The sequence below is a fragment of the Sorangium sp. So ce375 genome, from assembly GCF_051473855.1.
GTDB lineage: Bacteria > Myxococcota_A > Polyangia > Polyangiales > Polyangiaceae > Sorangium.
The window spans coordinates 228,866-254,996 of the sequence record NZ_CP150335.1 but is presented as its reverse complement, the minus strand read 5'-3'; the positions used below and the strand labels follow the sequence as shown (position 1 = coordinate 254,996).

17 protein-coding genes and 1 pseudogene are annotated in these 26,131 nt (G+C 71.8%); 9 read left to right on the top strand and 9 right to left on the bottom strand.

The annotated features are described in order from the left end of the window. Nucleotides 1-10 precede the first annotated feature (10 nt). Nucleotides 11-3,673, top strand: a complete 3,663-nt coding sequence (locus WME90_RS00965) for a PD-(D/E)XK nuclease family protein (protein WP_437279158.1) — start codon at nt 11-13, stop codon at nt 3,671-3,673. Nucleotides 3,674-3,756: 83 nt separating this feature from the next. Beyond that, complete coding sequence (locus WME90_RS00960; protein WP_437279157.1) at nt 3,757-4,971, top strand: ABC transporter permease; 1,215 nt, start codon at nt 3,757-3,759, stop codon at nt 4,969-4,971. A gap of 63 nt (nt 4,972-5,034) precedes the next feature. On the opposite strand, the gene WME90_RS00955 is transcribed toward WME90_RS00960, so the two are convergent. Next, a complete protein-coding gene (locus tag WME90_RS00955) occupies nt 5,035-7,848 on the bottom strand; it encodes a GAF domain-containing protein (RefSeq protein WP_437279156.1) in 2,814 nt (937 codons plus the stop codon). A gap of 484 nt (nt 7,849-8,332) precedes the next feature. On the opposite strand from WME90_RS00955, the gene WME90_RS00950 reads away from it, so the two are divergent. Then, complete coding sequence (locus WME90_RS00950) at nt 8,333-9,673, top strand: DUF4142 domain-containing protein (protein ID WP_437283761.1); 1,341 nt, start codon at nt 8,333-8,335, stop codon at nt 9,671-9,673. Nucleotides 9,674-9,849: 176 nt separating this feature from the next. Here the strand turns inward: WME90_RS00950 and WME90_RS00945 are convergent, their stop codons facing one another. Continuing rightward, nucleotides 9,850-10,266, bottom strand: a complete 417-nt coding sequence (locus WME90_RS00945) for a hypothetical protein (RefSeq protein WP_437279155.1) — start codon at nt 10,264-10,266, stop codon at nt 9,850-9,852. A gap of 158 nt (nt 10,267-10,424) precedes the next feature. Here WME90_RS00945 and WME90_RS00940 point away from each other — a divergent pair, with 158 nt between their 5' ends. Continuing rightward, on the top strand, nt 10,425-11,051 hold the full coding sequence (locus tag WME90_RS00940; RefSeq protein ID WP_437279154.1) for a hypothetical protein: 627 nt from the start codon (nt 10,425-10,427) through the stop codon (nt 11,049-11,051). A gap of 149 nt (nt 11,052-11,200) precedes the next feature. Here WME90_RS00940 and WME90_RS00935 read toward each other — a convergent pair whose 3' ends face one another. Next, complete coding sequence (locus tag WME90_RS00935; RefSeq protein ID WP_437279153.1) at nt 11,201-11,560, bottom strand: arsenate reductase family protein; 360 nt, start codon at nt 11,558-11,560, stop codon at nt 11,201-11,203. Nucleotides 11,561-12,455: 895 nt separating this feature from the next. On the opposite strand from WME90_RS00935, the gene WME90_RS00930 reads away from it, so the two are divergent. Continuing rightward, the gene (locus WME90_RS00930) at nt 12,456-13,796 is read left to right on the top strand and encodes a sigma-70 family RNA polymerase sigma factor (protein WP_437279152.1); all 1,341 of its coding nucleotides are present in this window, start codon (nt 12,456-12,458) and stop codon (nt 13,794-13,796) included. Between the two features lie 171 nt (nt 13,797-13,967). Here WME90_RS00930 and WME90_RS00925 read toward each other — a convergent pair whose 3' ends face one another. Next, nucleotides 13,968-14,228, bottom strand: a complete 261-nt coding sequence (locus WME90_RS00925; protein ID WP_437279151.1) for a hypothetical protein — start codon at nt 14,226-14,228, stop codon at nt 13,968-13,970. Further along, a pseudogene (locus WME90_RS00920) lies at nt 14,198-14,975 on the bottom strand (transposase); the annotation flags it as partial. The gene WME90_RS00925 and the pseudogene WME90_RS00920, both read right to left, overlap by 31 nt. Nucleotides 14,976-15,676: 701 nt before the next feature. On the opposite strand from WME90_RS00920, the gene WME90_RS00915 reads away from it, so the two are divergent. After that, nucleotides 15,677-18,124, top strand: coding sequence for a PAS domain-containing protein (locus tag WME90_RS00915; RefSeq protein ID WP_437279150.1), 2,448 nt, complete (start codon nt 15,677-15,679; stop codon nt 18,122-18,124). On the opposite strand, the gene WME90_RS00910 is transcribed toward WME90_RS00915, so the two are convergent. Next, complete coding sequence (locus WME90_RS00910) at nt 18,125-19,063, bottom strand: MBL fold metallo-hydrolase (protein ID WP_437279149.1); 939 nt, start codon at nt 19,061-19,063, stop codon at nt 18,125-18,127. A gap of 381 nt (nt 19,064-19,444) precedes the next feature. Here WME90_RS00910 and WME90_RS00905 point away from each other — a divergent pair, with 381 nt between their 5' ends. Next, nucleotides 19,445-20,200 carry a glutathione S-transferase gene (locus tag WME90_RS00905; RefSeq protein WP_437279148.1) on the top strand — a complete coding sequence of 252 codons (756 nt, stop codon included), beginning with the start codon at nt 19,445-19,447 and terminating at the stop codon, nt 20,198-20,200. A 10-nt stretch (nt 20,201-20,210) separates the two neighbouring features. Here WME90_RS00905 and WME90_RS00900 read toward each other — a convergent pair whose 3' ends face one another. Then, entirely contained in the window at nt 20,211-20,861 is a 651-nt protein-coding gene (locus WME90_RS00900) for a TetR/AcrR family transcriptional regulator (protein ID WP_437279147.1), read from the bottom strand. Nucleotides 20,862-20,991: 130 nt separating this feature from the next. Here WME90_RS00900 and WME90_RS00895 point away from each other — a divergent pair, with 130 nt between their 5' ends. Beyond that, nucleotides 20,992-21,669, top strand: a complete 678-nt coding sequence (locus tag WME90_RS00895; RefSeq protein WP_437279146.1) for a VOC family protein — start codon at nt 20,992-20,994, stop codon at nt 21,667-21,669. A 135-nt stretch (nt 21,670-21,804) separates the two neighbouring features. Beyond that, entirely contained in the window at nt 21,805-22,230 is a 426-nt protein-coding gene (locus WME90_RS00890; RefSeq protein WP_437279145.1) for an organic hydroperoxide resistance protein, read from the top strand. On the opposite strand, the gene WME90_RS00885 is transcribed toward WME90_RS00890, so the two are convergent. Continuing rightward, nucleotides 22,216-24,141: an ABC transporter ATP-binding protein gene (locus tag WME90_RS00885; protein ID WP_437279144.1), complete on the bottom strand. Its 1,926-nt coding sequence runs from the start codon at nt 24,139-24,141 to the stop codon at nt 22,216-22,218. The genes WME90_RS00890 and WME90_RS00885 overlap by 15 nt on opposite strands. Then, nucleotides 24,138-26,072, bottom strand: coding sequence for an ABC transporter ATP-binding protein (locus tag WME90_RS00880; protein ID WP_437279143.1), 1,935 nt, complete (start codon nt 26,070-26,072; stop codon nt 24,138-24,140). Before WME90_RS00880 ends, WME90_RS00885 begins: the two co-directional genes overlap by 4 nt. Nucleotides 26,073-26,131 lie beyond the last annotated feature (59 nt).

Below are 26,131 nucleotides of genomic sequence, written 5' to 3'. Positions count from 1 at the left end.
GAGCCTCCCCGTGCCCCACGCCGTCATCACCTCCCCCAGCGCCGCCGCCCGCCTCGATCGGGCCGTGGGTTGGCTGCGCCGCCGGCGCCCCGCGGAGCGGGTGCTGCTCGTCGGCGCCTCGGTCGAGGCCGTGAGCGAGCTCGCCCGCGCGTCGATCCGAGGACGCCGCGCCACCTTCGGCTGGCACCGGCTCACCCTGGGGCGCCTCGCCGCCGCGCTCGCGATGCCGGCGCTCGCCGAGCGCGGCCTCGTCCCGGCCAGCGCGCTCGCCATCGAGGCCCTCTGCGCGCGCACCATCGACGGGCTCGCGCAGGACGGGCTGCTCGGCCGCTTCGCCCGCGTCGCGGATCGACCCGGGCTGCCGCGCGCCGTAGCGCGGACGCTCGACGAGGTCCGGCTCTCCGGCATCGCGCCGGACGCGCTCGCGCCCGCTGATCTCGACCGCATCGCCCACGCCTTCGACGCCGCCCTGGACGACGCGGGGCTCGCCGATCGCGCGATCGTCCTGCGCCTCGCGGCCGAGCGCGCCCGGGCCGCGGACGACGGCGACCCCCGCTCGCGCCACCCGCTGCTCGGGCTGCCGATGCTCCTGCTGGACCTGCCCGTGCGGTTCGCGCTGGAGCGCGAGCTCCTCGAGGCCGTCGCGGCGCGCTCGCCGGACGCGCTCGCCACCGTGCCGGCCGGCGACGCCGCGTCGCTGCGCCACCTCCAGGACGCGCTCCGATCGCCGCCGCGGCGGGTCTCGCTGACCGCTGTCTCGGCCGCGCACGACGGCGCCGGCGCGGGCAACGGCGTGGACGACGGCGGCGACGACGGCGCGGGCGACGAGCCGCCGCCGGTCGCGCCCAGCACCTCGCTCGCTCGCCTGCAGGAGCACCTGTTCGACCCGCTGACCGACGATGCCCCCGGGCTCGGCGACGAGGTCGAGATCCTCTCCGCGCCCGGCGAGAGCCGCGAGTGCGTGGAGCTCGCGCGCATCGCGCTGCGCGAGGCCGCCCGCGGCGTGCCGTTCGAGCGGATGGCGATCCTCCTGCGCGCGCCCGAGCAGTACCGCGCGCACCTCGTCGAGGCGCTTCGCCGGGCCGGGATCCCGGCGCACTTCGCGCAGGGCTCGGTGCAGCCCGATCCGGCGGGCCGCGCGCTGCTCGCGCTGCTCGCGTGCGCCGCAGAGCACCTGTCGGCGTCGCGCTTCGCCGAGTACCTGTCGCTCGGGCAGGTCCCCGACGTCACGCCCGCGGGCGAGCCGCCGCCCGCCGCGCCCGAGGCCGACCGCTGGGTGCCGCCGGACGACGACCTCTTCCCCGAGCTCCTGCGCGGCGGCTTCGACGAGTCGCTCCCGGACGACGACGTGCCGGGGGAAGATCACGGGTTCGATCTCCCGGGGAAAAGCTTCGATCCGGCGGCCCTCAACCCCGGTCGGGCGGCCTTCAACCCCGATCCGACAGCCCCAAACCCCGATCCGACAGTCCAGAGCCCCGATCCGACAGCCCGCAAGGCCGATCCGACAGCTCCAAACCCCGATCCGACAGTCCAGAGCCCCGATCCGACAGCCCTCAACCCCGCTCGGACAGCCCCAAACCCCGATCCGACAGTCCAGAGCCCCGATCCGACAGCCCTCAAGGCCGATCCGACAGCCCCAAACCCCGACGCCCCCGTGCACGACGGCACCCTGCGCGCCCCGCGGCGCTGGGAGCGGATCCTCGTCGATGCTGCGGTGATCGGCGGGCTCGATCGCTGGGAGGCGCGGCTCACGGGCTTCGAGCGCGAGCTCCGGCTGGAGCTCGCGCGCGCCCCCGAGGACCGCGACGCCGCGCGCATCACGCGGACGCTCGCGGACCTGTCGGCCCTCCGCGCCTTCGCGCTGCCGCTGCTCGCGGCGCTGCCGAGCCCGGGCGAGCGCGCCACCTTCGGCGAGTGGCAGCGCCGCCTCTCGGCCCTCGCGACGCGCGCGCTCCGGCGGCCCGAGCGCGTGCTCGCGGTGCTCGCCGAGCTCGCGCCGATGGCCCACGTCGGCCCGGTGGACCTCGGCGAGATCCGCCTGTGCCTCTCGCGCCGCCTCACCGACCTCGTGCTGCCGCCGGCCGCCCGCCGCGACGGGCGCCTCTTCGTCTCGCCCATCGAGGGCGCCCGCGGGCGCTCGTTCGACGTGGTCTTCGTCCCCGGGCTCGCCGAGCGGATCTTCCCGCAGAAGGTCGTCGAGGATCCGATCCTCCGCGACGCCCTCCGCCGGACGATCGCCGGGGGCGACTCGGGCCTCGACACGAGCGACGACCGCGTGGCGCGCGAGCGCCTCGCGCTCCGGCTCGCGGTCGGCGCGGCCCGCCAGCGGCTCGTCGTGTCGTACCCGCGCGTGGACATGGATCAGTCCCGCCCTCGAGTTCCGTCGTTCTACGGCCTCGAGCTCCTGCGCGCGGCCGAGGGCAGGCTGCCCGGCTTCGGCGAGCTCGAGCGCCGCGCCGAGCAGGGCGGCGCCGCGCGCATCGGCTGGCCCGCGCCCGCGCGGCCCGAGGACGCCATCGACGCGGCGGAGCACGACCTCGCGCTCCTGGAGACGCTCTTCAGCCTGCCGGAGGAGCAGACCGTCGGCACCGCGCGCTACCTGCTCAACGCGAACCCGCACCTCGCGCGCGCGCTCCGGTTCCGCGCGCGGCGCTGGATCCCTGGCTGGACGAGCGCCGACGGGCTGTTCAAGCCGGTCGCGGAGGCGCGCGAGGCGCTCGCGAAGCACGTGTTCGGGCGGAGATCGTTCTCGCCGACCGCCCTCCAGCACTTCGCCGCGTGCCCTTACCGCTTCTTCCTCTACGCCGTGCACAAGCTCGCGCCGCGCCCTGCGCCCGAGGCGATCGAGGAGCTCGACCCGCTCCAGCGCGGCCGGCTCGTGCACGACGTGCTCTACGAGGTGCTCGTCGCCCTGCGCGACGCGGGCAAGCTGCCGCTCGACCTGCCCTCGCTCGACGAGGCGCGGGCCGAGCTCGATCGGGCGCTCGACCGCGTCGCCGCGCGCTACGCGGACGAGCTCGCGCCGGCGATCCGGCGCGTCTGGGACGACGGCATCGCGTCGGTGCGGGCCGACCTCCGGGAGTGGCTGCGGCGCGCCGCGGAGGACCGCGACTGGGAGCCGATCCATTTCGAGCTGTCGTTCGGGCTGCCGCGCCGCCTCGCCACCCGCGATCCGGGGAGCTCGGACGCGCCGGTGGAGCTCGACTGCGGCGTCCGGCTCCGGGGCTCGATCGATCTGGTCGAGCGGAGCGTGTGGGGCGCGATGCGGGCGACCGACTACAAGACGGGCAAGGCGCGGGCGCCGCGGGACGCGGTCGTGAGCGGCGGCGGCACGCTCCAGCCGGTCCTCTACGCGCTCGCGCTGGAGAAGCTCATGCCCCCGGGGACGCAGGTCGAGTCGGGGCGGCTCTATTACTGCACCTCCGCCGGCGGCTTCACGGAGGTGCCCATCTACCTGGACGCGCGGGCGCGCGACGCGGCCGCCCAGGTGGCGGGGATCATCGGGGACGCGATCGACAAGGCGGCGCTCCTGCCGATGCCGGCGGAGGGGGCGTGCGCGCAGTGCGATTACCGGCCGGTGTGCGGGCCCTACGAGGAGCTCAGGACCGGGAAGATCAAGCGGCGCGACATCGAGCCGCGCCGGCGGCTGGAGCAGCTCCGCAGGCTCGCCTGAGCGCGGGTGTCGCACGGATGTGTCGCGCCCAGGCGGCGGCCGGCGATCGCCGCGAGCGTCGTCGGGGATGTATACACTCCATCATGCACAGCAAGATCGCTTTGCCCTGCGCCCTGCTCGCGCTCGCGGCGGCGGGCACCGGCTGCAATCTCATTTTCGGCATCGAGCCTGGCACGGACGGGGCTTCCTCCGCGTCCTCGACGACGACCACCGCGTCAGGAGACGGAGGCTCTACGCAGGCGACGTCGGGCGCCGGCGGCGATGGCGGTGACGGCGCCGGCGGTGACGGAGGCGACGGCGGCGACGGCGGCGCTGGGGGAGCGCCCTCGTGCCCCCCGTCGAACTGCGCCGCGGGGGAGTGCCCCGTGACGCGGATGCCAGGGGAGTTCGGGTCCAACGCGAAGGGCATGGCGGTCACCCGGGATCTCGTGCTCCTGGCCAACAACCAGGCCATCATCGCCATCCCGAAGGACGGCGGGGCCGCGCGCACGCTTCCGGGCACCTACGGGTTCGGTGACACCGCCTGGGTCACCTACTCGGGCGGGCAGCTCTCCTGGATCAACTGGGGCAACGGAGACGTGCTGGGGATCTCCATCGAGCCGCCGAGCTCCAGCCCGATCCGGATCGCGCAGGTCCCGCTGCAGGAAGGCGATCCGGCGCTCACGGCCTACGGCCGGATCGCCTCCTTCGGCGACAGCATCTACTGGGCAACGGAGTCGCCCGCGGCCATCTGGCGAGCCAAGGCCAGGCCCAACGCCGACGGCAGCCTGGCCGTCGCCGAGCTGGTCGCCTCCACTGACCGCCCGATCGGCGTCGCCGTCGACGCGACCCACGTCTACTGGTCGAACTACTGGGCGGGCCAGATCCTGCGCAAGACGAAGGACCCGCTCGGCGAGACCGCCGAGGTCTTCGCGGAGACGAACGGCAACCCGACCGAGCTGGTCCTCGCCAACGGCGTCCTGCACTGGGTGACCGACACAAACGGCGCGGTCCAGTCTAAGCCGACGAACGCGGCGCCGAGCGCCCCGCCCTTCACCACCACGGTCGACGCTCAGGCGGTCGCCAGGTCGCTCGCGGTGGACGACGAGTTCGTCTACTGGACCGTTTACAGGAACAGCGAGGGGAAAGGCGAGGTGCGGAGAGCGCACCTCGGCATGGGGGACACGATCACCCTCACGACCGGGCAGCCGTACTTCTTCGAGATCGCCGTCGACTGCGGGTCCATCTACTGGAACGTCAACGACCTGGACGCCGAAGAGGAAGCCGTGGTGTTCCAGATGCCGAAGCCCGCGAACTGAGCACCTCGTCCCCCGACCCCGTCGCTGGAAGCGCGCTTCCTGGCAGCTCGGCGGGCGCGGCCGCTACGCGGCGCCCTCCGCCTCCTCCCTCGTGGGCCACGTGAACCGGAACGTCGCGCCGCTCTTGCCGTCCGACTCCACCCACGCCCGCCCGCCGCGGCTCTCCACGATCTTTCGCACGATGGCGAGGCCGATCCCCGTGCTCTCCACCTTGTCCCTCGCCTGCAGCGTCTGGAACATCGCCCACACCTTCTCCTGGTACGCAGGCGCGATGCCAGGCCCGTTATCGGACACGGAGAACTCGACCCGGTCGCCCTGCTCCCGGGCGGACACGGAGACCGCCGCGTCCTCGCGGCCCGCGTGCTTGAGGCCGTTCGTGATCAGGTTCATCAGCACCTGTTGCAAAGGCACCCTGTACGTCCGCAAGATCGCCGGCGTCACGTCGAGCGTCACCTGCGCAGGCGGCCTCGGGGCGATGAGCTCGACCACCTCCCTCGCCAGCCTCTCGAGATCGACGCTCTCCGGCTTCTCGCGGAACCTCGTGGCGCGGGAGTAGGCCAGGATCCCTTCGATCAAGGCCTCCATGCGCCGCACGCGCCCGCGCAACAGCTCCATCTGATGGCGCGTGTCCGCGGTGAGCTTGTCCGACAGGTCCTCCTCGATCCACTGGGCGAGGCTCGCGATGCCCCGGAGCGGCGCCTTCAGATCGTGGCTCGTCACGTACGCGAACTGGTCGAGCTCGGCGTTGGTCCGCTCGAGCGCGCGGATGAGCGACTGCGCCTCCCGGAACAGCCGGGCGTTGTCCGTCGCGACCGCGGCCTGCTCGGCCGCGAGCTGCTCGACCCGCCGGCGCGCCAGGACCTGGTCGGTCACCTCGAAGGCGAACACCACGACGCCGTCGGCGCCGCCGCCCTGCGCGCGCATCGACTGGTAGACGAAGTTGAAGAAGCGCTCTTCCTCGGGCCCGTCGGCGTCGCGGCGGAGCCGGAGCGGCACGGACGTGCCGACGTGGGGCTGCCCGCTCCGGTAGACCTCGTCGAGGAGCTCGAACGTGCCTTGACCGGCGAGCTCCGGGAGCGCCTCCCGGATCGGCCTCCCCAGCACCTCTCGACCGCCGAGGATGCCCCGATACGTCGGATTCACCAGCTCGAAGACGTGCTGGGGACCGCGCAGGATGCAAATGCCGGCGGGCGCCTGGTGGAACAGGCGCGCGAGCTGCTGGCGAGACGCATCGACCTCTTGGAACAGCCTCGCGTTGTCGATCTGCAGGGCGACGCGGCTCGCGAGCTCCGCGGCGAGCGCGACGTCCGCCTCGCTGAAGCGACGGCCCGACTCCGCGTGGACCAGCGTCAGCGCGCCGATGGTCCGGTCGCGCCCCCGGAGCGGGACGACGACATACGATCTCAGCCCGAGCGACCGGATCAGGCGCAGGTGCTCGGGGCCCATCGCGGCGGACTCGATGGCGGCGTCGGGGATGTCGGCCATCCACTCGGGGCGACCGGAGCGGATCACCGCGGGCACGCCCGCCGGGGCGTCGGGCCGGGGCGGGTCCATCGCCCGGAGGAGCTCGGCGAGCTCGATCTTCGCGGGATCGCAGTGGTGAACGGCCACGCGCTCGATGGAGTCGCCGTTCAGCATGTCGACCGCGCACCAGTCCGCCAGGGTGGGGACGGCGAGGTGGGTCAGGTGCGTGAGCCGCGACGCGACGTCGAGCGAGCCGGAGAGCGCGGCGCCCGCCTCGCTCAGGAGGCGGAGCGTCGCCTGCTGCCGCTCGAGCTCCGCCGCGAGCATCTCCGCGCGCGCGCGGGCCTCGCGCTCCTGCTCGAGCAGGCGCGCCCTGTCCAGCGCCGACGCGCACTGCGCCGCCACGCTCAGCAGGAACTCGCGCTCTTCTGGGCTCCACGCCCGCTCGCTCGCGAACGAGAACGCGAGCCCGCCGAGCAGCGCCGTGTGGGCGACGATCGGCAGGACGGCGAGCGCCTTCATGTCGTCGCGGGCAGGCCTCAGGGCCGCGAGCTCGGGGTACGCGGCGTGCAGGCTCCGCCTCGCGTCGACCCAGATGGGGCGGCGCTCCCGGAGCGCGTCCGCGAGCGGCAGGCGCGCGTCGAGGGGCACCGTCGTGTAAGGGCTCGCGCGCTGCTCCTCGAGCCCCGCGTGGCCGACGAGCGTCGCGACCCCGGCCGCCTCGTCCGCCGTGTACATCATCGTCGTCGAGGCGCCGAGCACCCGGTGGATGTCGCTCATGACGACGGCGGACACCTGCTCGACCGTGACCGCGCCGCTCAGCGCGGAGCTGACCGCGAGCAGCGCCTGCGTGAGCCGGGCGCGGCGATCGAGCTCCTCGACCCGCCTCGTGAGCTGCGCGGCGAGCTCGCCGCGCTCGGCCTCGACCTGCTTGAGGCGCGAGATGTCGGCGAACACCGAGATCCCGCCCTCGAGCTCGCCTCCGGGCCCGATGATGGGCGCGGCGCTCCCAAGGACCATGCCATACGTCCCGTCGAAGCGCTGAATCCGGGTCTCCTCGCTCTCGATGACCTGCCTTTCGGACATCGCGCGGGCCATGGCCCAGTCCTCGGCCGCGTACGGGCGGCCGTCCTCGTGGAAGGCGCGATAGAGCGTCCAGTCGTCGACCGATTCGGTCGAGGCGCTGCCGGCCCAGATGCGCTCCGCCGCCCGGTTGTGCAGGACGAGCTTCCCGGATGCGTCGCAGATGATGACGCCGTGCGGGCTGTGCTCGAGCACGGCGTCGAGCCACCCGCGATCCCGGGACCCCACGGCGCGGAGCCGCTCGAGCTCACGCTTCAGGGCCTCGATGTCCGTCGTATCGACGCGGGTGGCGGGCCCGGGAGGCGGGCCGGTATGCGCGGAGGTTCCCATAGAATGACGGCGACCAGCGCCTCGACCGAGGGCCGCGGCGTCGCTCGGTCGGACGCCGCCGGAGCTTACGCTCATCGATGGCGCGGCGAAAGGCGGCGCGACCCGGCCGGGCGGGTTCCTCCGCGCGTGGCTCGCCGTGCGGTGTCCCGCGCGGCGCGTGCGTGCCCGGCTGTCTGGCGGCGTGTCCGGTCTCACCCTGGCGTGGGCGCGCGGGCGGGTGCCCGAGCGGCTCTTCGGGGACGACGTCGATCGCCAGGCCGGCCGCTGCGCGTCGGCGAGGGTCGACGCCGACAAGGGTCGACGCCGAGCGGGACTGCGGCCCTCGCGGCGATCGCGCAGGGGGCGCGGGGGATCTCGGGGAAATGACGATGCTGGCTTAGGGCTCTACCTCGCTCACCATCCTCCCTTCCCGAACCCAGATGTTCGGGGCCGATAACCGGCAGGTGAGCGCGACAGCGCGCCGGTGTCGGGCAAGGAGCAAGCAATGATGGGCAATCGTTCAGGTCGCCTCATGGCGATCATGTTCGCTGGGAGCTTTGTCCTCGCGGGGGCCAGTGGCTGCATCGGCAGCAAGGATGACGCCGAGAGGAACCGCGATGGGACGGCTGGGCGCGAGGGGACCAGCACGGGCCCCGGCGGCCGGAGCCACGAACAGACGGGCCGAGACGGCGCGCGAGGCGCCGGCGGGAGGAGCGGTCGAGTGCAGGCCGGCGGCAGGCAGCACGGCCGCGAGCAGCCCGGCCATCAAGGCGGCAGGCAGGGCGGCGGCGAGCGCGCGGGCGCCAGGCAGATGTGCGGCGAGCAGGCCGGCTATCAAGGTGGGAGGCAAGGAGGCCGCGAACAGATCGGCAGTCAGGGCGGCAGGCAGGGTGGCCGCGGACAGATCGGCAGTCAGGGCGGCAGGCAGGGTGGCCGCGGACAGATCGGCAGTGGAGACGTGACGCAGCGGCCGTCGGACGCGGAGCTCACGGCGCTGGAATCGCTCATCCACCAGAAGGAGGTCGAGCTGTCGGAGATCGCCGTGGAGAAGGCCGAGTCCCCGGAGGTGCAACGCTACGCCGAGCAGCTCATCGAGGAGCAGTACCAGTCCGGGATCGGTGGAGAATCGAGGGGCTCCAGGATCAACATGGAGTCGTGCCCGGGCTGCCGAGAGATCGAGAAGAGCTCGGCCGAGGTGAGCGGGGCGCTGGACGAGCAGGAAGGCGCCGAGTTCGACGAGGCCTTCGTCTGGGCGCAGATCTCCTTCCATCGCCGCGCCCTCGAGCTCCTCGACATGCCGCGCGTCGCGAACGCGGAGAACCCCGAGATACGAACACGCGTGAAGGAGCTGCGAGCGGACGTCGAGCACCGCCTGAGGGAGGCCGAGCAACTCTTCTGCTCGCTCCTCCAAGGGCAGCAGGAAGGTGGCCAGCGGCAACACGCTCAGCAGCAAGGCTCCCAGCTCGGCCAGCAGCAACGCAGCCAGTTCGGCTGGATGCAAACCGGCCAGCAGGGCACCCAGCTCGGCCAGCAGCAACGCGCTCAGCAGCAGCGCACCCAGGTCAGCCAGATGCAGCCCGGCCAGCAGCAGCGCACCCAGGTCAGCCAGATGCAGCCCGGCCAGCAGCAGCGCACCCAGGTCAGCCAGACGCAGCCCGGCCAGCAGCAGCGCACCCAGCTCGGCCAGACGCAGCCCGGCCAGTTCAGCTGGCTGCAAACCGGCCAGCAGCAACGCGGTCAGCTCGGCCAGCAGCAACGCGACCAGTTCGGCCGGCTGCAAACCGGCCAGCAGCAAGGCCCGCAGGCGTCCGCGCAGCAGCAAGCGGAATCGCAGAAGGCTCAGTAACAGGGCCTCATGTCCCGCAGGGCGGCGGCGATGGCGCCTGCTCGCGGCCTTCGCGGGCGCCGAGCTCCCGAGCCCGACCCGCCTACCCGATCCAATCACGCCTTCTGTGGTCTCGTGAACGCGATCGCGAGCGAGTAGAGGCTCGAGCGCGCTCGCTCAGGCGCGCCGCACGCGTCTTACGGGTCGATCCACCTCCACGGGAAGTCGACCTCCACGAGCGTGTCGGCGCCCTCGAGCACGTCGACGCCCTCGACGCGCACGATATCGCTCATCGCGTATCCATCGAAATCGACAAGCCAGACATCGACGTCATAGTACCCGTCGGAGAGGCCGTCGATGGTGAGGCCGAGATCATCGCAGTCCCCCACCGCCTCGACGACGAAGCCCGCCTCGTCCTCGACGCTGACCGCGACCCCGCTCACGTCGTGATCGAAGCACTCCCACGGGTCGTCGCTGCCGTCGATGGTCAGGGCGACGGTGAGCGAGCCGCGCGTGAGGTGGTCATCGCCATGATCGACGACGATGCACCCCGTGAGCGAGGCAGTGGCGAGGACGCAGCCAGCGAGACCGGTGAGCACCTTCGAAAGTTTCATGGGATCGTCTTCCTTTATCCAAGTCTGGCGCCGTCGCGCCGATGCGCGCATGGGCAGCAAGCGCTATACCAACGGGCAGCGCCCTGCGACGCGCCGGCGGAGCTCCGCCTTCGCCGTGTGGCACCGCAGTTGCTCCTGTGAACCCCATGGAGATGAACGTGCCAGTCCTCGATAATTTCTCCCCCAGCGCTGCAGCGCATGCCCCGCAGCGCAGCAGGCTCGTCGTGCTTGCCGCGCTCGTCGCGCTCGCGCTCCTCGGCGCGACCGGGTGCGCGGCAGAAGTCCACACCAGGGCCGCCGCGCCGGCGCATGCGACCGTCACGTACCAGGAGTTCGCGGTGTACGAGGAGCCGGTCGTTCACATCGCGGCGGTCCCGGTCCAGATCGAGACCTACCCACGCGTGTACTACCGCGGGACCTACGTTTACTACGTGGACGGCCGCTGGTACTATCCGTCGCGCCACGGCTGGGTCTACTACCGCGACGAGCCGCGCGCCCTGGTCCGCTACCGCGTCGACTTCGATCGCCACGGCCACCATCACCATCACCATGTGCACCGTACGACCGCGGTCAGGCCGGCGGCCACGGTGAGGGCGGCCGCCACGGTCAGGGCGGGGGCCTCGGTCAGGCCGGCAACCTCGGTCAGGCCGGCAACCTCGGTCAGGGCGGGGGCCTCGGTCAGGGCGGGGGCCTCGGTCAGGTCGACGACTCCGGCGAAGCCGGCGAAGAAGCATCGCGTGGAGCGTCGACGGCACCACGTCGAGGAGAGGCGCCCAGAGCGCTAACCGCGGCCCTGCTCTCGGCGCGAACCTCCCGTCCACGTCCACGACCAGACGGCGACATGGCTCGTCGCATGGCCGCGCTCCCCCCGAGCGCGCTCTCCCCGCCCGCGCGCCGCCCCGACGTCCGCCGGTCGCCTCTGGCCGCCCTTCCGCTACCCGCCCTTCGCGGTGTCAGCAAAGACCTTCCAAGTGGCCTCGGCCGCGCCCACACAGGCGCGCGTCCCGTCGCGCACGATGGGCGTGCGGAGCAGGAGCGGATCCTCCACGAGAAGCTCGGCGATCCGCGCATCGCTCGGGCCGAGGTGCTGTAGGCCGCGCTCCTTCACCCGCGCGCCCTCCGCATCGTAGAGCGCGCGCACACCGCCCACCGCGCGCGCCACGCTCGCGAGCTCCCCCTTGGAGAGGCCCTTCTCGCGCAGATCGACGAGCTGCACCTTGATGCCCCGGTCGGCGAAGAACCGCTGCGCCGCCCGCGTCGCCTTGCACTTGGCCGTGCCGAAGATCTGGATCATGCGTCGCACCTCGGTGGAATGGCTCCCTGCGCGCTCCGGAGGGAAGCGCGGGCGCGGAGCATAGCAACCGCTGCTCGAACGGCGCAGGACCAGGCGCGCAGAGCCAGCGCCGCGCAGGGCGCTCCGCGCTGTACCAGAAGCCCGTCGCTCCGAAGGGCTCCGGGGCAGCAGCGCCACCTCGTGCTGGATCGATTCCTCCGCCCCCCGGACGCCATCCGCTGCAGTCTCGGCTCGATCCGCCCCCGTCGCGACGCCGCCCCGCCAGGTGGCGACCTCCCTGCGTTGCCCTCCGAGCCCGTTCGCTCCGATCTCGGGCCGCCCCCCTTGCCAGGCGGTCCCGGCACATCGACCTCCCTGCGTCGCCCTTCGAGGCCGTTCGCTCCGATCTCGGGCCGCCCCCCTTGCCAGGCGGTCCCGGCGCATCGCGACCTCCCCGCGCCCGCCTCCGAAACCGCCCCCGTCGGTCGCCGATCGACCCACCCCCTCGCCGGGCGATCGCGGCACATCGCGACCTCTCCACGCCCTCCTCCGGAACCGACCCCTGTCGGTTCGAGAGCGCCCTTCCCCTCTCGAGGCCCCTCCGCTACACCGCGCCCTCCGGTACCCGCCTCTCCCGTTCCCCAGCGCGATCGAGCGTGACGCGGCCGCTCGTCCGGCAACGCACGCTCGTTTGGCAACGCACGCCCGCGCGCCGCCATCCCAGGACAACGAGAACGCGCCGCGCCGAGCAGGGGAACAGCACCGAAAAACGCCGGGAAAATGAGCCATGTCGGCGGTCGATTCGTTTTCCTATTTACGTCCTCAGCGGTTAGGATATCGAGGCGCATTGATGATCGTGCCCCCCCACACCCTTCGCGGTCGGGTACGACGCAGCGGCAACACTGGAGCGCATTGAATGAGGTTCCGTCCCTCGCTCTCGACGAGCGAGTCCGAATCGAGTCATCCCGTTTCCATCGCTTCCGCGGGCGGACGTGCGGGCGAGCGCGCGCCGGCTCGGCGCGCGAAGGCCGCCGGCACGCAGGCCACGCTCGGCGCGACCGAGCTCTACTTCCGGGCGCTCGCCGGCAGCCAGCCGCTGACGCGCGAGGGCGAGGTCGCGATCGGCCGTCGTATCGAGGCGGGCACGCTCGCATGCTTCGAGGCGTGGGTCCGCTCGCCCGTCGCGCTGCGCGAGCTCGCCTCGACGGCGGAGGACGTCCAGGTCGGGGCGCTCAGCCTGCGCGATCTGCTGTGCGAGACCGACGCGGGCGATCCCGAGGCGGACACCTCCGCGAAGCGGCTCGCGGAGCTGCTCGATCTCGCCCGCTCGCTCCTCGGCCGGCAGATCGCCGAGGACGGCGTGGAGCTCGCCCTCGCGAGCGTCGCCGCGGGCCTCGCCGAGCTGCGCCTCGATCCGGCCTTCGAGGAGCGCATCGAGCGGAGCCTGCGCACAGCGGCGGCCGAGGCCGAGGAGGGCGCGCGCGCCTCGATCCAGGCCACGCTCACGGCTATCGCCCGCGGGCGCCGCGCCGTCGCCCAGGCGAAGTCCGAGCTCGTCCAGGCCAACCTCCGGCTCGCGGTCGCCATCGCGCGGGAGCATCAACGCTTCGGCGTTCCGCTGCTCGACCTCGTTCAGGAGGGCAACCTCGGTCTGATCCGCGCCGCCGACAAGTTCGAGTACCGCCGCGGCCACCGCTTCGGCACCTACGCCGCGTGGTGGATCAAGCAGGCCATCAAGCGGACGATCCTCAACCAGGGTAAGCCCGTCCGGATGCCGGTCCACCTCACCGCGATCCGGAGCCAGGTGGTGCGCGCCCGGCGAGACCTGGTGCAGGAGCGCGGGCGCGAGCCTTCCGTCGAGGAGATCGCGGAGCGGAGCGGTCTGTCGGTAGAGAAGGTCCGGGTGATCAGCGAGCTCGCTCTCGAGCCGCTCAGCCTCGACGCCCCCGTCGGCGAGGAGGGGGATACCCGGTACGGCGATCTGCTGGCCAACGACGAGCCCACGCCCGCCGACATGCTGGCCCGGCGCCGCCTGATCGAGCAGACGCGCGAGCTCCTCGACTCGCTGCAGCCGCGCGAGCGCGAGCTCTTGCGGCGCCGCTTCGGCCTCGACGGCAACGAGGACGAGACGCTCGAGGAGATCGGGCAGTCGTTCTCGCTGACGCGAGAGCGCATCCGCCAGATCGAGGCGAAGCTGCTGGAGAAGCTCCGGACGCGCTCGCGGCAACGAGAGCTCGGCTCGTACCTCGAGGGGTGACGGCGCGCGCAGCGCCGGCGGGGCCGAGCGCGCAGCGCGCCGTCGAAGCCGCGGCGATCGTCAACGTGGCGATCGTCAACGTCGGTCGAGCCGGCGCTCGCCGAGAGCCCGGCGGAGGATGGAGACCACGTTGGTCTCCTCGGAGCCGAGCTGGCCGCTCTGGCCGGAGCCTCAGCACATGACGCCGCCGTCGTCGAGCAGCGCGCAGCTGTGGCGTCCACCGGCCCAGACGGCCCCCGCACCGGCGACGCCCTCGATGAGGGTGACGCCGGCGACCTCGTCGGCGCCATCCACGATGGGCCGACCGCCGCTCTGGCCGTTGAAGTTCCAGCCCCAACACGCCACCTGTCCCGTGCCGAGCGCAGCGCACCTGTGGCGCCCACCTGCCGCAACGTCGGTCACGCGCGCACGGCGGCACCCGCGATTCGCCATGCGTCTCCTTGCCCACGGCCGACCGCGAATGTCGGATTGCTGTCGCGCAGCGCCTCGAAGCTCGTCACGCGCTCGTAAGGGGACACCTTGCGAGCCCTCTCGGCGCCCAAGAAACGAAGTCCTCGCCGCTGCACCTCCGCACGGGCGTGCGCTTCCTGCCGCTCGAGCTCGGCAGACACGTCGAGACGAAAGCCCTCCGCGCCGTCCTGCTCGATGATCGGCGCAGCGCGAGCGAGACCGTCACTTCCTCGGGCCACTGGGGATTTTCCGGGTCGAGGTACGCTGTGGGCCGCGCCGCGCGCAGCACACCACGGCCGAGCTCGTCGACATCCACCTTGGCGCCCGGCCACTCGCGAGCATGCCGCACCAAGCCAGCAGCGACGGGATTCGCCATGACATAGGCGATTTTCTCCACCACCGCCGCGCGCGTCAGCAGCCGCACCACGCTCGTGGCCTCGTGGTCCCACACCGGGCCTTCCCATTCGCGGAGCACTTTCGTGCCAAGCGCCACGATGCGATGGAAGGACTGCAAGAAGCGCGGCAGAACTCCCCTCGGATCGGTCACGATCAGATGCAGATGTGTCGACATGGCGCAGAGCGCATGGACCTCGATGCCGTAACGGCGGGTCGACACCGCGAGGACGTAGACCAGGAGCTCGGTGATGGCCGCATCGGGCGGAAGAGCAGGTGCCGGCGCAGGACGCGACGCCGCTCTCCAGAGACCGCGACGTCGCCACTGTAATTCACGTTTTCTCTTGCGCAGGTATGTCGCCCAGCCGTATGGCATCGACGGGTCGCAAAGAACGTTCTGATTGGGGGGAGGATGAAAGCGACCCCGGACCCTCGCCGAGAGCGGCGAGGGTCTCCCTGCATCGCGTGAATCATGGTTTGCTCCTCGGCACGCGCCGCGGCGAAGCGCCGCTCTCGGCGCGATGGTGCACCGGATTGCCCATGTTCCAGTGCGACTGGCCATCACGCAGCGAGGGGCCCACGCGTCCGTGCGGTGCTATCGGGATATGCCACCCCCGCATACCAACATGCGCCAGACGGCGCTCGGCCCCTACAGCGACGATGGCAGGTTGCGATCAGTATGCAAATCGCCCACGCACATTCGGCGGCGCGGAGGCGCTTGGCCTTCGCCGCGGGGAGGTGACGCCGCCCGGCAGGCGCCACCCAGCACGGTGGCCGCTGCGGATCTTCTCCCTGGGGTCCTCCTCGGCCAGCGCGCTCGCGGCAGAGGCGCCGCCGGCCTGCGCCGGTCCAGGCCGCCGTCCGCCGAGCGAACCAGGTTGCGGCGCGAAGGCTCGTGATAGTCTCGCTTCGCGCTCACCAGGATCCGGGTAGAAGGCGCGAGGGGCGGATTGAACAGCGACGACAGAAGGCGCGGAGCCGAACGGGGTGGACCGTCCACGGAGCGACACCGCGGGGAGCCCCCGGCGGCGAGTGACGTGCTGGCCCGCGCCGTGGCCGACGCGTCGATGGCCCTCTCACGCGCCGGCGATGACGGCCTGCAGCAGGCCATCGTGGCGGCGGCGTCGCGCCTCCTTCGCGTCGACATCGCCTGCCTCTACGAGGTCGCGCCGGAAGCGCGCGAGCTCGGGCTCGTCGCCTCCGAGGGCGGCGGCGCGGGCTCGCTGGACGCGCTCCGGCGCCTTCCGCTCGACGCGCAGAGCCTCGCCGGCGCCGCCGCCCACACGAGGGTCGTGCAGGTCGCGCCCGAGGACGAGAGCGCCGGGGCGCTCCTTGACGCCGGCCATCTACACGAGCGCTGCGGCTGTACCCACACGTTCGCGATCCCGATCGCCTTCGCCGGCTCCCTGCGCGCGGTGCTGCTCTGCGCCGCCGCGCAGCCCGCGCTGCCGCGGGCCGAGTTGGTCGAGCTCGCGAGCGCCCTGGCGAGCCTCTTCGGGATGGCCCTCGCCGCCGCCGAGCTGAGCGTCCAGCGCGCGCGGATCGAGGAGCTCGAGCGGGAGAATCACGAGCTCGAGCGCTCGCGCGAGCAGCTCCACGCGACGATCGCGGAAGCCAAGCAGACCGAGGCCGCGCTCCGGTTGAGCGAGGACAGCCTCGCCCGGGCGCAGAGGTTGGCCAAGCTGGGCAACTGGGACTGGCACATTCCGAACAACGAGCTGTTCTGGTCCGACGAATGTTATCCGATGCTGGGGCTCTCCCGGGACGCCGGCACGCTCACCTACGAGCGGTTCCTCGACTGCATCCATCCCGAGGACCGCGAGCATGTCATACGCTCCGTCGACCTCGCGCTCCAGGGCACGCTGGCGTACTGCGTCGATTACCGGATCATCCGCCCGAGCGGCGAGGAGCGATTCCTCCACACCGAGGCGGACGTGATCCGCGCCGAGGACGACTCTCCGCTCCGGATGATCGGCACGGCCCTCGACATCACCGAGCAGCGGCGCGCCGATAGAGCCTTGCGGCTGAGCGAAGAGCGCCTGCGGGTGATCGCGGAGCACGCGAGCGACGTCATCTTCCGTATGCGGCTCGGCCCGGAAGGGGGCTACGAGTACATCAACCCTGCCGTCCTAGAGCACACCGGCTATCCGCCCGAGGCCTGGTACGAGAACCCCGAGCTGTTCGTCACCCTGATCCACCCCGAGGACGTCGGGCGCTATCAGGCGTTCGTCGAGCACATGGCCGCGGCCGGCGGCCGGCTCACATTCCGGATCATCGACAGGAGCGGCCGGACCCGCTGGGTCTCCACCCACATCACGATCCAGCGCGACGAGCACGGAGACCCGATCGCCGGGATCGGCATCTCGCGCGACGTCACCACGGAGAAGCTCGCCGACGAGGAGCGCGAGCAGCTCCTCGGACAGCTCGCGGCCGAGCGGCGCTGGCTCCACGCGGTCATCGAGCGCTCGCCGGTCGGCATCCTCCTCCTCGACCGGGACGGCGCGCAGATCGCCCGCAATCGCCGCGCGCAGGAGCTCGCCGGGACAGGCTCGCCGCCCGGGCTGCCGGACGCGTGGTGCCTGCCCGACGGGCAGCCCCTCACGGACGAGGATCAGCCGTCGGCGGGCGCGCTGCGAGGCGAAATCACGAGCTCGAGGGAGCTGTCGCTCCGACGCGCCGACGGCAGCATGCTGGCGGTGCTCGTGAGCGCCGGCCCCATCGTCGACGGGAACGGCAAGCCGCTCGGCGCGGTCGTCGTGTTCGACGACATCACCCGGCTCAAGGAGCTCGAACGGCTCAAGGAAGAGTGGACGTCGGTGGTGGCGCACGACCTGAAGCAGCCCGTGACGACGATCATCGGCTATGCGGCCCAGCTCGAGCGGAAGCCCCAGGTCGCGTCCGCGGTGAAGACGAGGGCGGGACACATCCTGGCGAGCGCCAAGCGGCTCGGGCGGATGGTCTCCGATCTCACGGACATCTCTCAGATCGAGTCGCGTCGCCTCGCGATCGAGCGCGCCCCCATCGACCTGCGGGCCCTCGTGGAGGCGGTCGTCGAGCGGATGGGGAGCGAGACCGAGGGGCGCGCGATCGGCGTCGAGAGCCGGAGCGAGATCCCCGTCGTACGCGCGGACGCCGGGCGCGTCGAGCAGGTGCTCAGCAACCTCATCTCCAACGCCGTGAAATACGGTGATCCAGAGACCCCCATCCACGTGGCGCTGGAGCGGCGCGACGACGAGGTGCAGATCTCCATCCGGAACAGCGGCCGCGGGATCCCGGCCGAGGACGTCCCGCTCCTGTTCGAGCGCTTCTTCCGAGGAAAGGCGAAGGAGGAGCGCGTGGTCGGCCTCGGCCTAGGCCTGTACATCGCGAAGGGCCTGGTCGAGGCCCACGACGGCAGGATCTGGGTCGAGAGCCCCGAGGGGGGTCACACGACGTTCCATTTCACGCTGCCGGTGGGAGCGTCCCCGCGCCGGGATGCGACGTAGTCACGAGCCGCCCTGCCCTGCTGTGCGCGGCCAGCGCGCCCCCGCGGCCGAAACGGGGGTCCACAGCGGGAGCTCGGGCGCGTCCCTCCCGCGGGCGCCGGCCGGCACAGCATGGCTTCGTCCGGTGATGCGCTCGAACTCCACGACATCGTGAGAGCACACGAGCCTCACCTCCTGGCTGCGCTCCTGGCGCAGCGCGCGCAGCCGTCGCTGGTTCGCGCGCCGCGCGCCGCGGTCCTTCTCCATCATGAACTGATAGAAACGCAGGCCCGGCGTGCACGTCGGTCGAGCCGGGTCCATCTCTCGGTGGTAGAAGTAGGCGTCGCCGGCGAGGAGCAGCCAGCCGCCATCGCTCCGGACAGCCACGCCCGCGTGGCCCAGCGTGTGACCGATGAGCGGGACGAAGAGCACCTCTTCCTTCAAACCAACCACCGGTTGCGCGCCCTCGAAGCCAAACCAGCGCTCGCCGCCCGAGGGGTAGGCAATCCAGCTCGGCTGCGTCGACCACTGGGCCGGCCGGTAGCGCATCCGGTCGAGGAGCGTCCGCCGAGCGACCGCGGCGTCACGCTCGTCGGCGAGCAGATGGACCGCCGCTCCAGGAAAGTCGTCGAGGCCGCCGGCATGATCGAAATCGAGGTGGGTGAGAACGATATGGCGGACGTCCTCGGGTCGAAGGCCGAGGCGCTGGATCTGCCGGTGCGCGGTCATCTCGGCGCGGAACTCCGGTCGCACGAGGAAGAGGAAGAACCGGCTGAGCCGCTTCCTCGCCATCGAGACGTCCAGCAGCCCGAGCCCGGTGTCCACGAGGACGAGGCCGCTCTCCGTCTCGAGCAGCAAGCAATGGCACGTCAGCCTCCCGCGGAGCCCCAGCGTCCGCCCATCCATCAGCGCGCCGCCGATCGGGCAGGTCGAAATGCAGTTGAGATGATGGATTCGCACGGACGTCCCTCCCTTTCGCGGCTACCCTGCCCCCGCGACGACCGCTCGGCGAGCTGTCGCCGAGGCGCGCGCACGGCGCGGCGTGCGCTCGAACTGCTCATCGCGACACGCTCGCCGGAGATCACGAGACCATAGCCTGGGCTCACCGGAGCGCATGAGACACGATGACTGCACGGAGCATGCCGCCTCCGGGCGCCAGGCGGCGTAAACGGCGGAAAAACGGACGCCTGCCACGGCGGAGGCGATACGCCCGCCTGCTCCTCCGCCGCGACACCCTGGACACCACCGTGACCGGGAAGGCGGTGTTCCTGCCCTGCGCATCGGGGCTGGGCTGCTAGGCGCGGCGCGCCCGCACCGCCGAGCGTGGTAAGCTGCCGGCCCATGACCGAGCTACTTGGACTCGTGTTCTCGCCTTGGACAGAGAAGGCTCGCTGGGCGCTCGACGTCCGGCGCGTCCCCTACACTTTCCGGCACTTTCAGCCGCTCGTCGGTGAGCCGGCGCTCCGGGTGAAGCTCCGCCGGCTCACAGGCCGTGTCTCGGTGCCGGTGCTCACCACCGACGACGGCCGCGTGCTCGGGGACTCGGCCGACATCGCGCGCTGGGCAGACGGGCGCGGCGCGGGACCGACCCTGTTCCCTGTCGAGCACGAGGCCGACATCGCGCGTCTCATCGATCTGTCGGAGCGCGGCCTCGCGGCCGGGCGCGCCCGCGCGCTGAAGCGCATGCTGGCCGACGACGAGGCGCTCGCCGAGATGGCGCCGGGGCCGATCCGCCGCGCGCTCGGTCCCCTCGCCTCGCGGCTAGGAGCGCTGGGAGTCGCCCGCACCCTCCGCAAGTACGACGGCGACAAGGCCGACGGCGAGGCGCACCGGCGGACGCAGGTCGCCGTGCTGGAGGAGATCCGCGCGACGCTCGCGCGGACGGCGCCCTCTGGAGACGCGCCGCGGACGCTCCTCGACCGCTTCAGCTTCGCCGATATCGCGATGAGCCAGGTCCTCGTGAACGTGGCGCCGCCCGCCCAGCTGAAGCTCGGCGCCGCCAGCCGGCGGTGCTTCGCCGACCCCGAGCTGCGCGATCGCTACGATGACCTTGTCGCGTGGCGCGACCAGCTCTACCGCGCCTTCCGGACGAGCTGACCGGCTGTGCTCAGCCCGGGCGCTTGCGCGCCCGCTTGCCATCCGCGGGGGCGAGCCATCGATCGAGCTCCTCCGAGACGAGGTGGAAGTCGAACGCTCCGGCGTCGACCCCGAGCTGGGTCATTGCGCCGATGATGAAGGACGTGACGACGCGGGCCGCGGCGCGAGGATCCAGATCGGAGCGCAGCTGTCCGCCGCGCACGCCCTGCAGCACGAGGCGCTCGACGGCGAGGTTCCACCCCTCGTGGACGGCGCGGAGCGCCGACTGCGCCGCCGGGTCGCGCTGCGCGCGCAAGGAGAGCTCCTGGAGGACGGTCGCCAGGCGCGGATTGTCCTGGAAGCTGCGCCATGCGTTCTCGATGTGCGCTCTCAGGCTCGCGACCGCGTCCCCCTGCCCCGCGGGCCGGCGCTGTTCCTCGCCGAATTTGTCCGCCACGTGCTCGACGATGGCGACGAGGAGCGCGTCCTTCGTCCCGAAGTAGTAATGAAGCGTCGAGATATTGACGCCCGCGCGCGCCGCGATCTCGCGCGTCCGCAGCCCCTCCAGGCCCTTCTCCGCGATGAGCGTATACGCCGCCTCGAGCAGATCGCGCCTCCGCGCTGCACCGAGCTCCGTGGCCGCGGTCTTGCCGGCCGAGGCGGCGTGTCTCGTCTTGGCCAAGTCCGTGCAAAGCTACAGGTTTCCTCCGTTTCGAGCAAGCGCCCGCGGCGCGCGCCTTGACGGGCCGGTCGACGTGTCCTAGCATAAATCAACTGATTGATTGACATCCAATCAACGGAGGAAACGCGTCATGTCCCCTCAACTCACCACCGCGCCGCTGGCGGCGCGGGTACAGCGAAAGGCGATCGGCGTGGGAATGCGCCTCTTCTTCGCCTGGTCGCACCTCGCGTACCGCCTTTGTCCGCCGTGGGGCGGCAAGCTGCGCGCGGTCGATCACCTCACCTTTCCGTGCGCTGATCTCGAGGTGGCCGAGCGGTTTTATGTCGGGCTGCTCGGCGCGCGCCTGGTGATGCGGGTCGACACCCCGTTTCTCGAGCGGATGGGGAGACCAGCGGACGAGATCGCGCGGGGGGTCCACCTCTCGGTCGTGTTCGCAGGGGGGCCGCGGCTCGATCTCTTCGAGTCGCCGATCGGGCAGCCGCCGCGCACGGCGGATCATCCGCACTGTGCGCTCTCGGTCGCGCCTGGGAAGCTGCTCGCGTGGAAGGAGCGCTTGAACGCGGCTTCGGTGCCGACGTACGGCCCCACGCGGCTCGGACCACCGGGCCAGGCGTCGCTCTATTTCAACGATCCATTCGGCAACCGCCTCGAGCTCGTCACGCTCGGTTTCGCCGGGGAGATACCGGTCGGGGCGCCCGACGTCTCCGCGCTGGTCTACACCTGGGCCGGCCGTGAGCTGACGGCTGACGGCGAGCTATTGCAAGCTGATGACGCCGCGTGCTCGATGCCGGACGTGATTTCCGGGTGACGTCTCCTCCCGCTGTTGCCCGGGAGGAAAGCGGGCACTATGGGAGCGTACCCGAACGGCGCTGCCCGGTCGGGTCGTGCCCGGCGGGGACGAGCTGCCCACGCCCGGGCTCATCGCCACGAAAGGAACGCTCCAATGCCTGTTGACGTGAAGTACACGACGCAAGCCACGGCCCAGGGCGGCCGCGACGGCCACGCCGCAACTGCTGACGGTGCTCTCAAGGTCAAGCTCTCTACGCCGAAGGAGCTCGGCGGCGCTGGCGGCGAGGGGAACAACCCGGAGCAGCTCTTCGCGGCGGGTTACGCGGCCTGCTTCCTGGGCGCCCTCAAGTTCGTGGCCGCGCAGGAGAAGGCCCGGATCCCGGCCGAGGCCACCGTGACGGCGACCGTCGGCATCGGCCCGCGCTCCGAGGGCGGGTTTGGCCTCGACATCGGCCTGCGGATCGCGCTGCCGGGCCTGGAGCGGTCGCAAGCCGAGCATCTGGTCGAGAAGGCGCACCAGGTTTGCCCGTACTCGAATGCCACCCGCAACAACGTCCCCGTCCGTCTAGAGGTCGCCTGACCGTCTGACGCCACGCGCTCCCTCCACGGGGGCCGCCCCCTCATGGATGAGCTCCCGGTGGAGCGCCGCAAACACTCCCCCGTGCGCGAGCAGCTCCGCGTGCGTCCCCTGCTCGACGACCCGCCCATGGTCGAGCACGACGACGCGATCGGCGTGCCGGATCGTGCTCAGCCGGTGGGCCACAACGAAGCTCGTCCGCCCTCGCAAGAGCTTCCCGAGCGCCGCCTGCAGCCGGGCCTCCGTGAGCGCGTCCACGGCGCTCGTCGCCTCGTCGAGCAGCACGATGCGCGGGTTGGCGACCATGGCGCGCAGGAAGCACACGATCTGCCGCTGCCCGAGCGACAGCGCCGTCCCCCGCTCGCCGACCTCGGTGCCGAGGCCGTCCGGCAGCGCCTCGAGCATGTCGAGCACGTCGAGGCCCCGCGCCGCGTCGCGGATCTCGGCGTCCGTCGCGGCGGGGTTGCCCAGGCGCACGTTGTCGAGCACCGTGCCGCTGAAGAGGAAGTTGCTCTGCAGCACCAGCCCGAGCTGCGCGCGCAGCGAGGCGGACGAGGTCGCCGCGAGATCGTGCCCATCGATGGTGATCGACCCCGCCGTCGGCAGGTAGAGCTTCGCGAGCAGGTTCAGGATCGACGTCTTGCCGCTGCCCGTGTGCCCGACCAGCGCGATCATCTGCCCCGGCTCGGCGACGAGATCGACGCCGTGGAGCACCGGCTTGCCCGGATCGTAGGCGAAGTGGACCCCCTCGAACACGACCCGGCCGCGCACGGGGGGGAGCGCCGGAAGGCCGCGCTCGTCGGGCCAGTCAGGCTCCGTGTCGAGCACGCGGAAGAGCCGTTCGGCGCCCGCCATCGCCGCGAGGGCCTGGTTGTACTGATTGCCCAGGACCGGGATCGGGTTGAACAGCAGGTTCGCCAGGAAGAAGAACTCCACGAGCACGCGCAGCTCGATCGCGCCGTGCAAGGCCTGATAGCCGCCGACGACCACGAGGACGGCCAGGAACAGCTGCCCGTTGAACTCGAGGAGCGGAAGGAACGCCGCCGAGTGGCGCGCCGCATCCATGTTGTAGCGGGAGTGGTCGAAGATCAGCGCGCGGAACAGCCCGCCGTTGATGTCCTGCCGCACGAAGCCCTGCGTCACGCGCACCCCCGTGACCGACTCGGCGAGCGTCGCGGTCACGCGGGTGAAGCTCTCCTGAGCGCGCTGGTGGGCGGCCCCGAGGCGCTTGTGGAAATAGACGATCAGCCCCCAGAACACGGGGACCATCGCGACCACCACGAGGAAGAGCGGCCAGTGCGCGTGGGCCATCAGCGCCATCGCGACCGCCATGGTGCCGAGGTTCACCGTGGTCACGAACACGACGTCCTGCACGGCCACCCGGATCGCGTCGATGTCGGACGTCATGCGGCCGATGAGGCGCCCCACCTTCGTCTTCACGAAGAAGCGCATCGGCATGCGCAGGAGGTGCCTCTCCAGCCGATCGCGCATGTCGAACACCACCGCCTCGCCGAGCTCGAGCGCCAGCCGCGCGCGGTAGTGGAAGACGAGCTCGGTGAAGAGGACGAGCGCCGCGAAGCCGAGGACGGCGATCAGCGTGGCGCGCGCGTCGCGCCGGGCCACGGGACCGCTGATGATCGCGCCGACCGCCCAGGTCAGGATCGGGAGCTGGATCGACCTCACCACCACGAGCGCGAAGAGCGCGTTCCGCTTCCTCGCGTACGGGCGGGTGAAGGAGAACACCCGCCGCACGAGCCCGAAATCGAGCTTGCGATGATGGTGCTGATCCGGCTCGTCCTCGAGCGCGACGCGCGCGAGGCCGAGGCGCACGTCGATCGGCGCCGGCTCGGCCGCGGTGCGAGCCGACCCCGGCGCCGTGGCGGGGCGGCGCGGCGCCTCGACCCCGCGGCTCACGCCGGGTCCCCGGCGGGGCGCGCGCCCGCGACAGAGCGCCGCGACGGGGTGTCGTCCGCCCGCGCCTCGAAGGAGTGGGCGTCGTGCAGCGCGAGGGCGCTCGCGTAGTGGCCGCGCCGCCGGAGGAGCTCCTCGTGGGTGCCCCGCTCGGCGACTCGGCCGCGGTCGAGCACGATCACCTGGTGCGCGCGGCGGAGCAGGTGCGCCCTGTGCGTCGCCATGATCGTCGTCCGCCCCCGCGTCGCGCTGAGGATCGCGTCGAGGATCTCGCGCTCCGTGCTCGCGTCCACCGCCGCGGTCGGGTCGTCGAGCAGCAGCAGCGGCGGGTCGAGCAGCACCGCGCGCGCGATCGCGAGCCGCTGCCGCTGGCCGCCCGAGAGGTTGACAGCCGCCTCGCTGAGCTCGGTGTCGTAGCCCTCGGGCAGCTCCCGGATGAACTCGTGGGCGCAGGCGATGACCGCCGCGCGCTCGATCTGCTCCCGCGTCGCGTGCGGGGCGCCGAACGCGATGTTGGCCGCCACCGTGTTGCTGAAGAGGAAGTTGTCCTGAAAGACGACCCCCATGCGCCGGCGGATCTGGTCGAGGTCGTGGCGCCGGAGATCGACGCCGTCGAGGAGGACGCGCCCCGACGTCGGATCGTAGAAGCGAGGGATCAGGCTGAGCAGCGTGCTCTTGCCCGCGCCGGTCGGGCCGATCACGGCGACGAACTGCCCGGGCGCGACGTCGAGGTGGACGTCGTGGAGGACGGGCCTCTCCGGATCGTACCCGAACGTGACGCGCTCGAACACGAGGCGCCCCTCCACCCGCGCGGGGCGCGCCGGCGCCTCGGGGCTCGTGATCTCGACGGGGGTGTCGAGCACCTCGAAGACGCGCTTCGCCCCGATGAGGCTCTGCTGCGCGGTGTTGACGATCGTCGCCATGCTCGCGATCTGCCCCGAGAACTGCTGCAGGATGCCGGCGAACACCACGAGCTGCCCGAGCGTCATCCGGTCGCGCGTGACGAGCAGCCCGCCCATGCCGAGCAGGATGACGAGGTTGATCTGCCCGAGCAGATCGATGGTCGGGCTGAGCACGCTGACCGTCCGGAAGGTGTCCTGCTGCTGCTCGCGCACCTCGCGGCTGCGCTCGTCGAAGCGGCGATGGGCCTCGCGCTCTCGCCCGAGCCCCTTGATGACCTGGATGCCCTGCAGCCCCTCGGTGAAGCTCAGGACCATCCGGTCCACGAGCTCCCGGTTGCGCAGGTAGGCGGGCTGCGCCCACCGGGCGAAGAGCGTGCTCGTGATCCAGAGAAGCGGCGTCGGGGCGAGGCACGCGAGCGTCAGGAGGACGTGCGCGCGGAGCATGTACGCGACGTACACGCCGAGCGACAGGACCATGATGACGCTCGGGAGCAGCACGCCGTCCACGAACGAGCGCACGAGCTGCACGTCGCCGGTGACGCGGTTGATGAGCGAGCCGCTCTTGTTGGCGTCGAAGAACCGGAAGCTCAGCCGCTGGAGCTTGTCGTACACCCTCGCCCGGAGATCCGGGACGATCTCCATGTGGACGAGGTGGCCCACCGAGAGCGCGTAACCGTAGTTGATCACCGCGCGCGCGACCGCCATGGCGAGGATGGCGGCGCCGATCGAGACGACCGCGCGCATCGGCTCACGCTCGGCGTCGATCAGCCGGCCGAGGCCGGCAGGCAGATCGGGGAGGCGGATCGACGGATCGAGCCGGTGGCGGAGGATGTCGATGGCAAGCCCGGTCAGCCCGAGCCCCGCGAGCCCCAGCGAGAGCAGGGCAATCTGGTAGCCGAGGACACGGACGACGCGCCCCCGATAATCCCAGCTCAGCCCGAGGAGCCGCAGGAGGAGCGAGCCCCCCGTGCTGGAGCGCCCTGTTTCATGGGCAACGGGTGAACCGACATCAAGACGTGAACCAGACAACATCAGCGCAGGGCACCTGGCATTCCGGCCATGCCGGGGCCCGTAAGCTACCGATTTGTGCG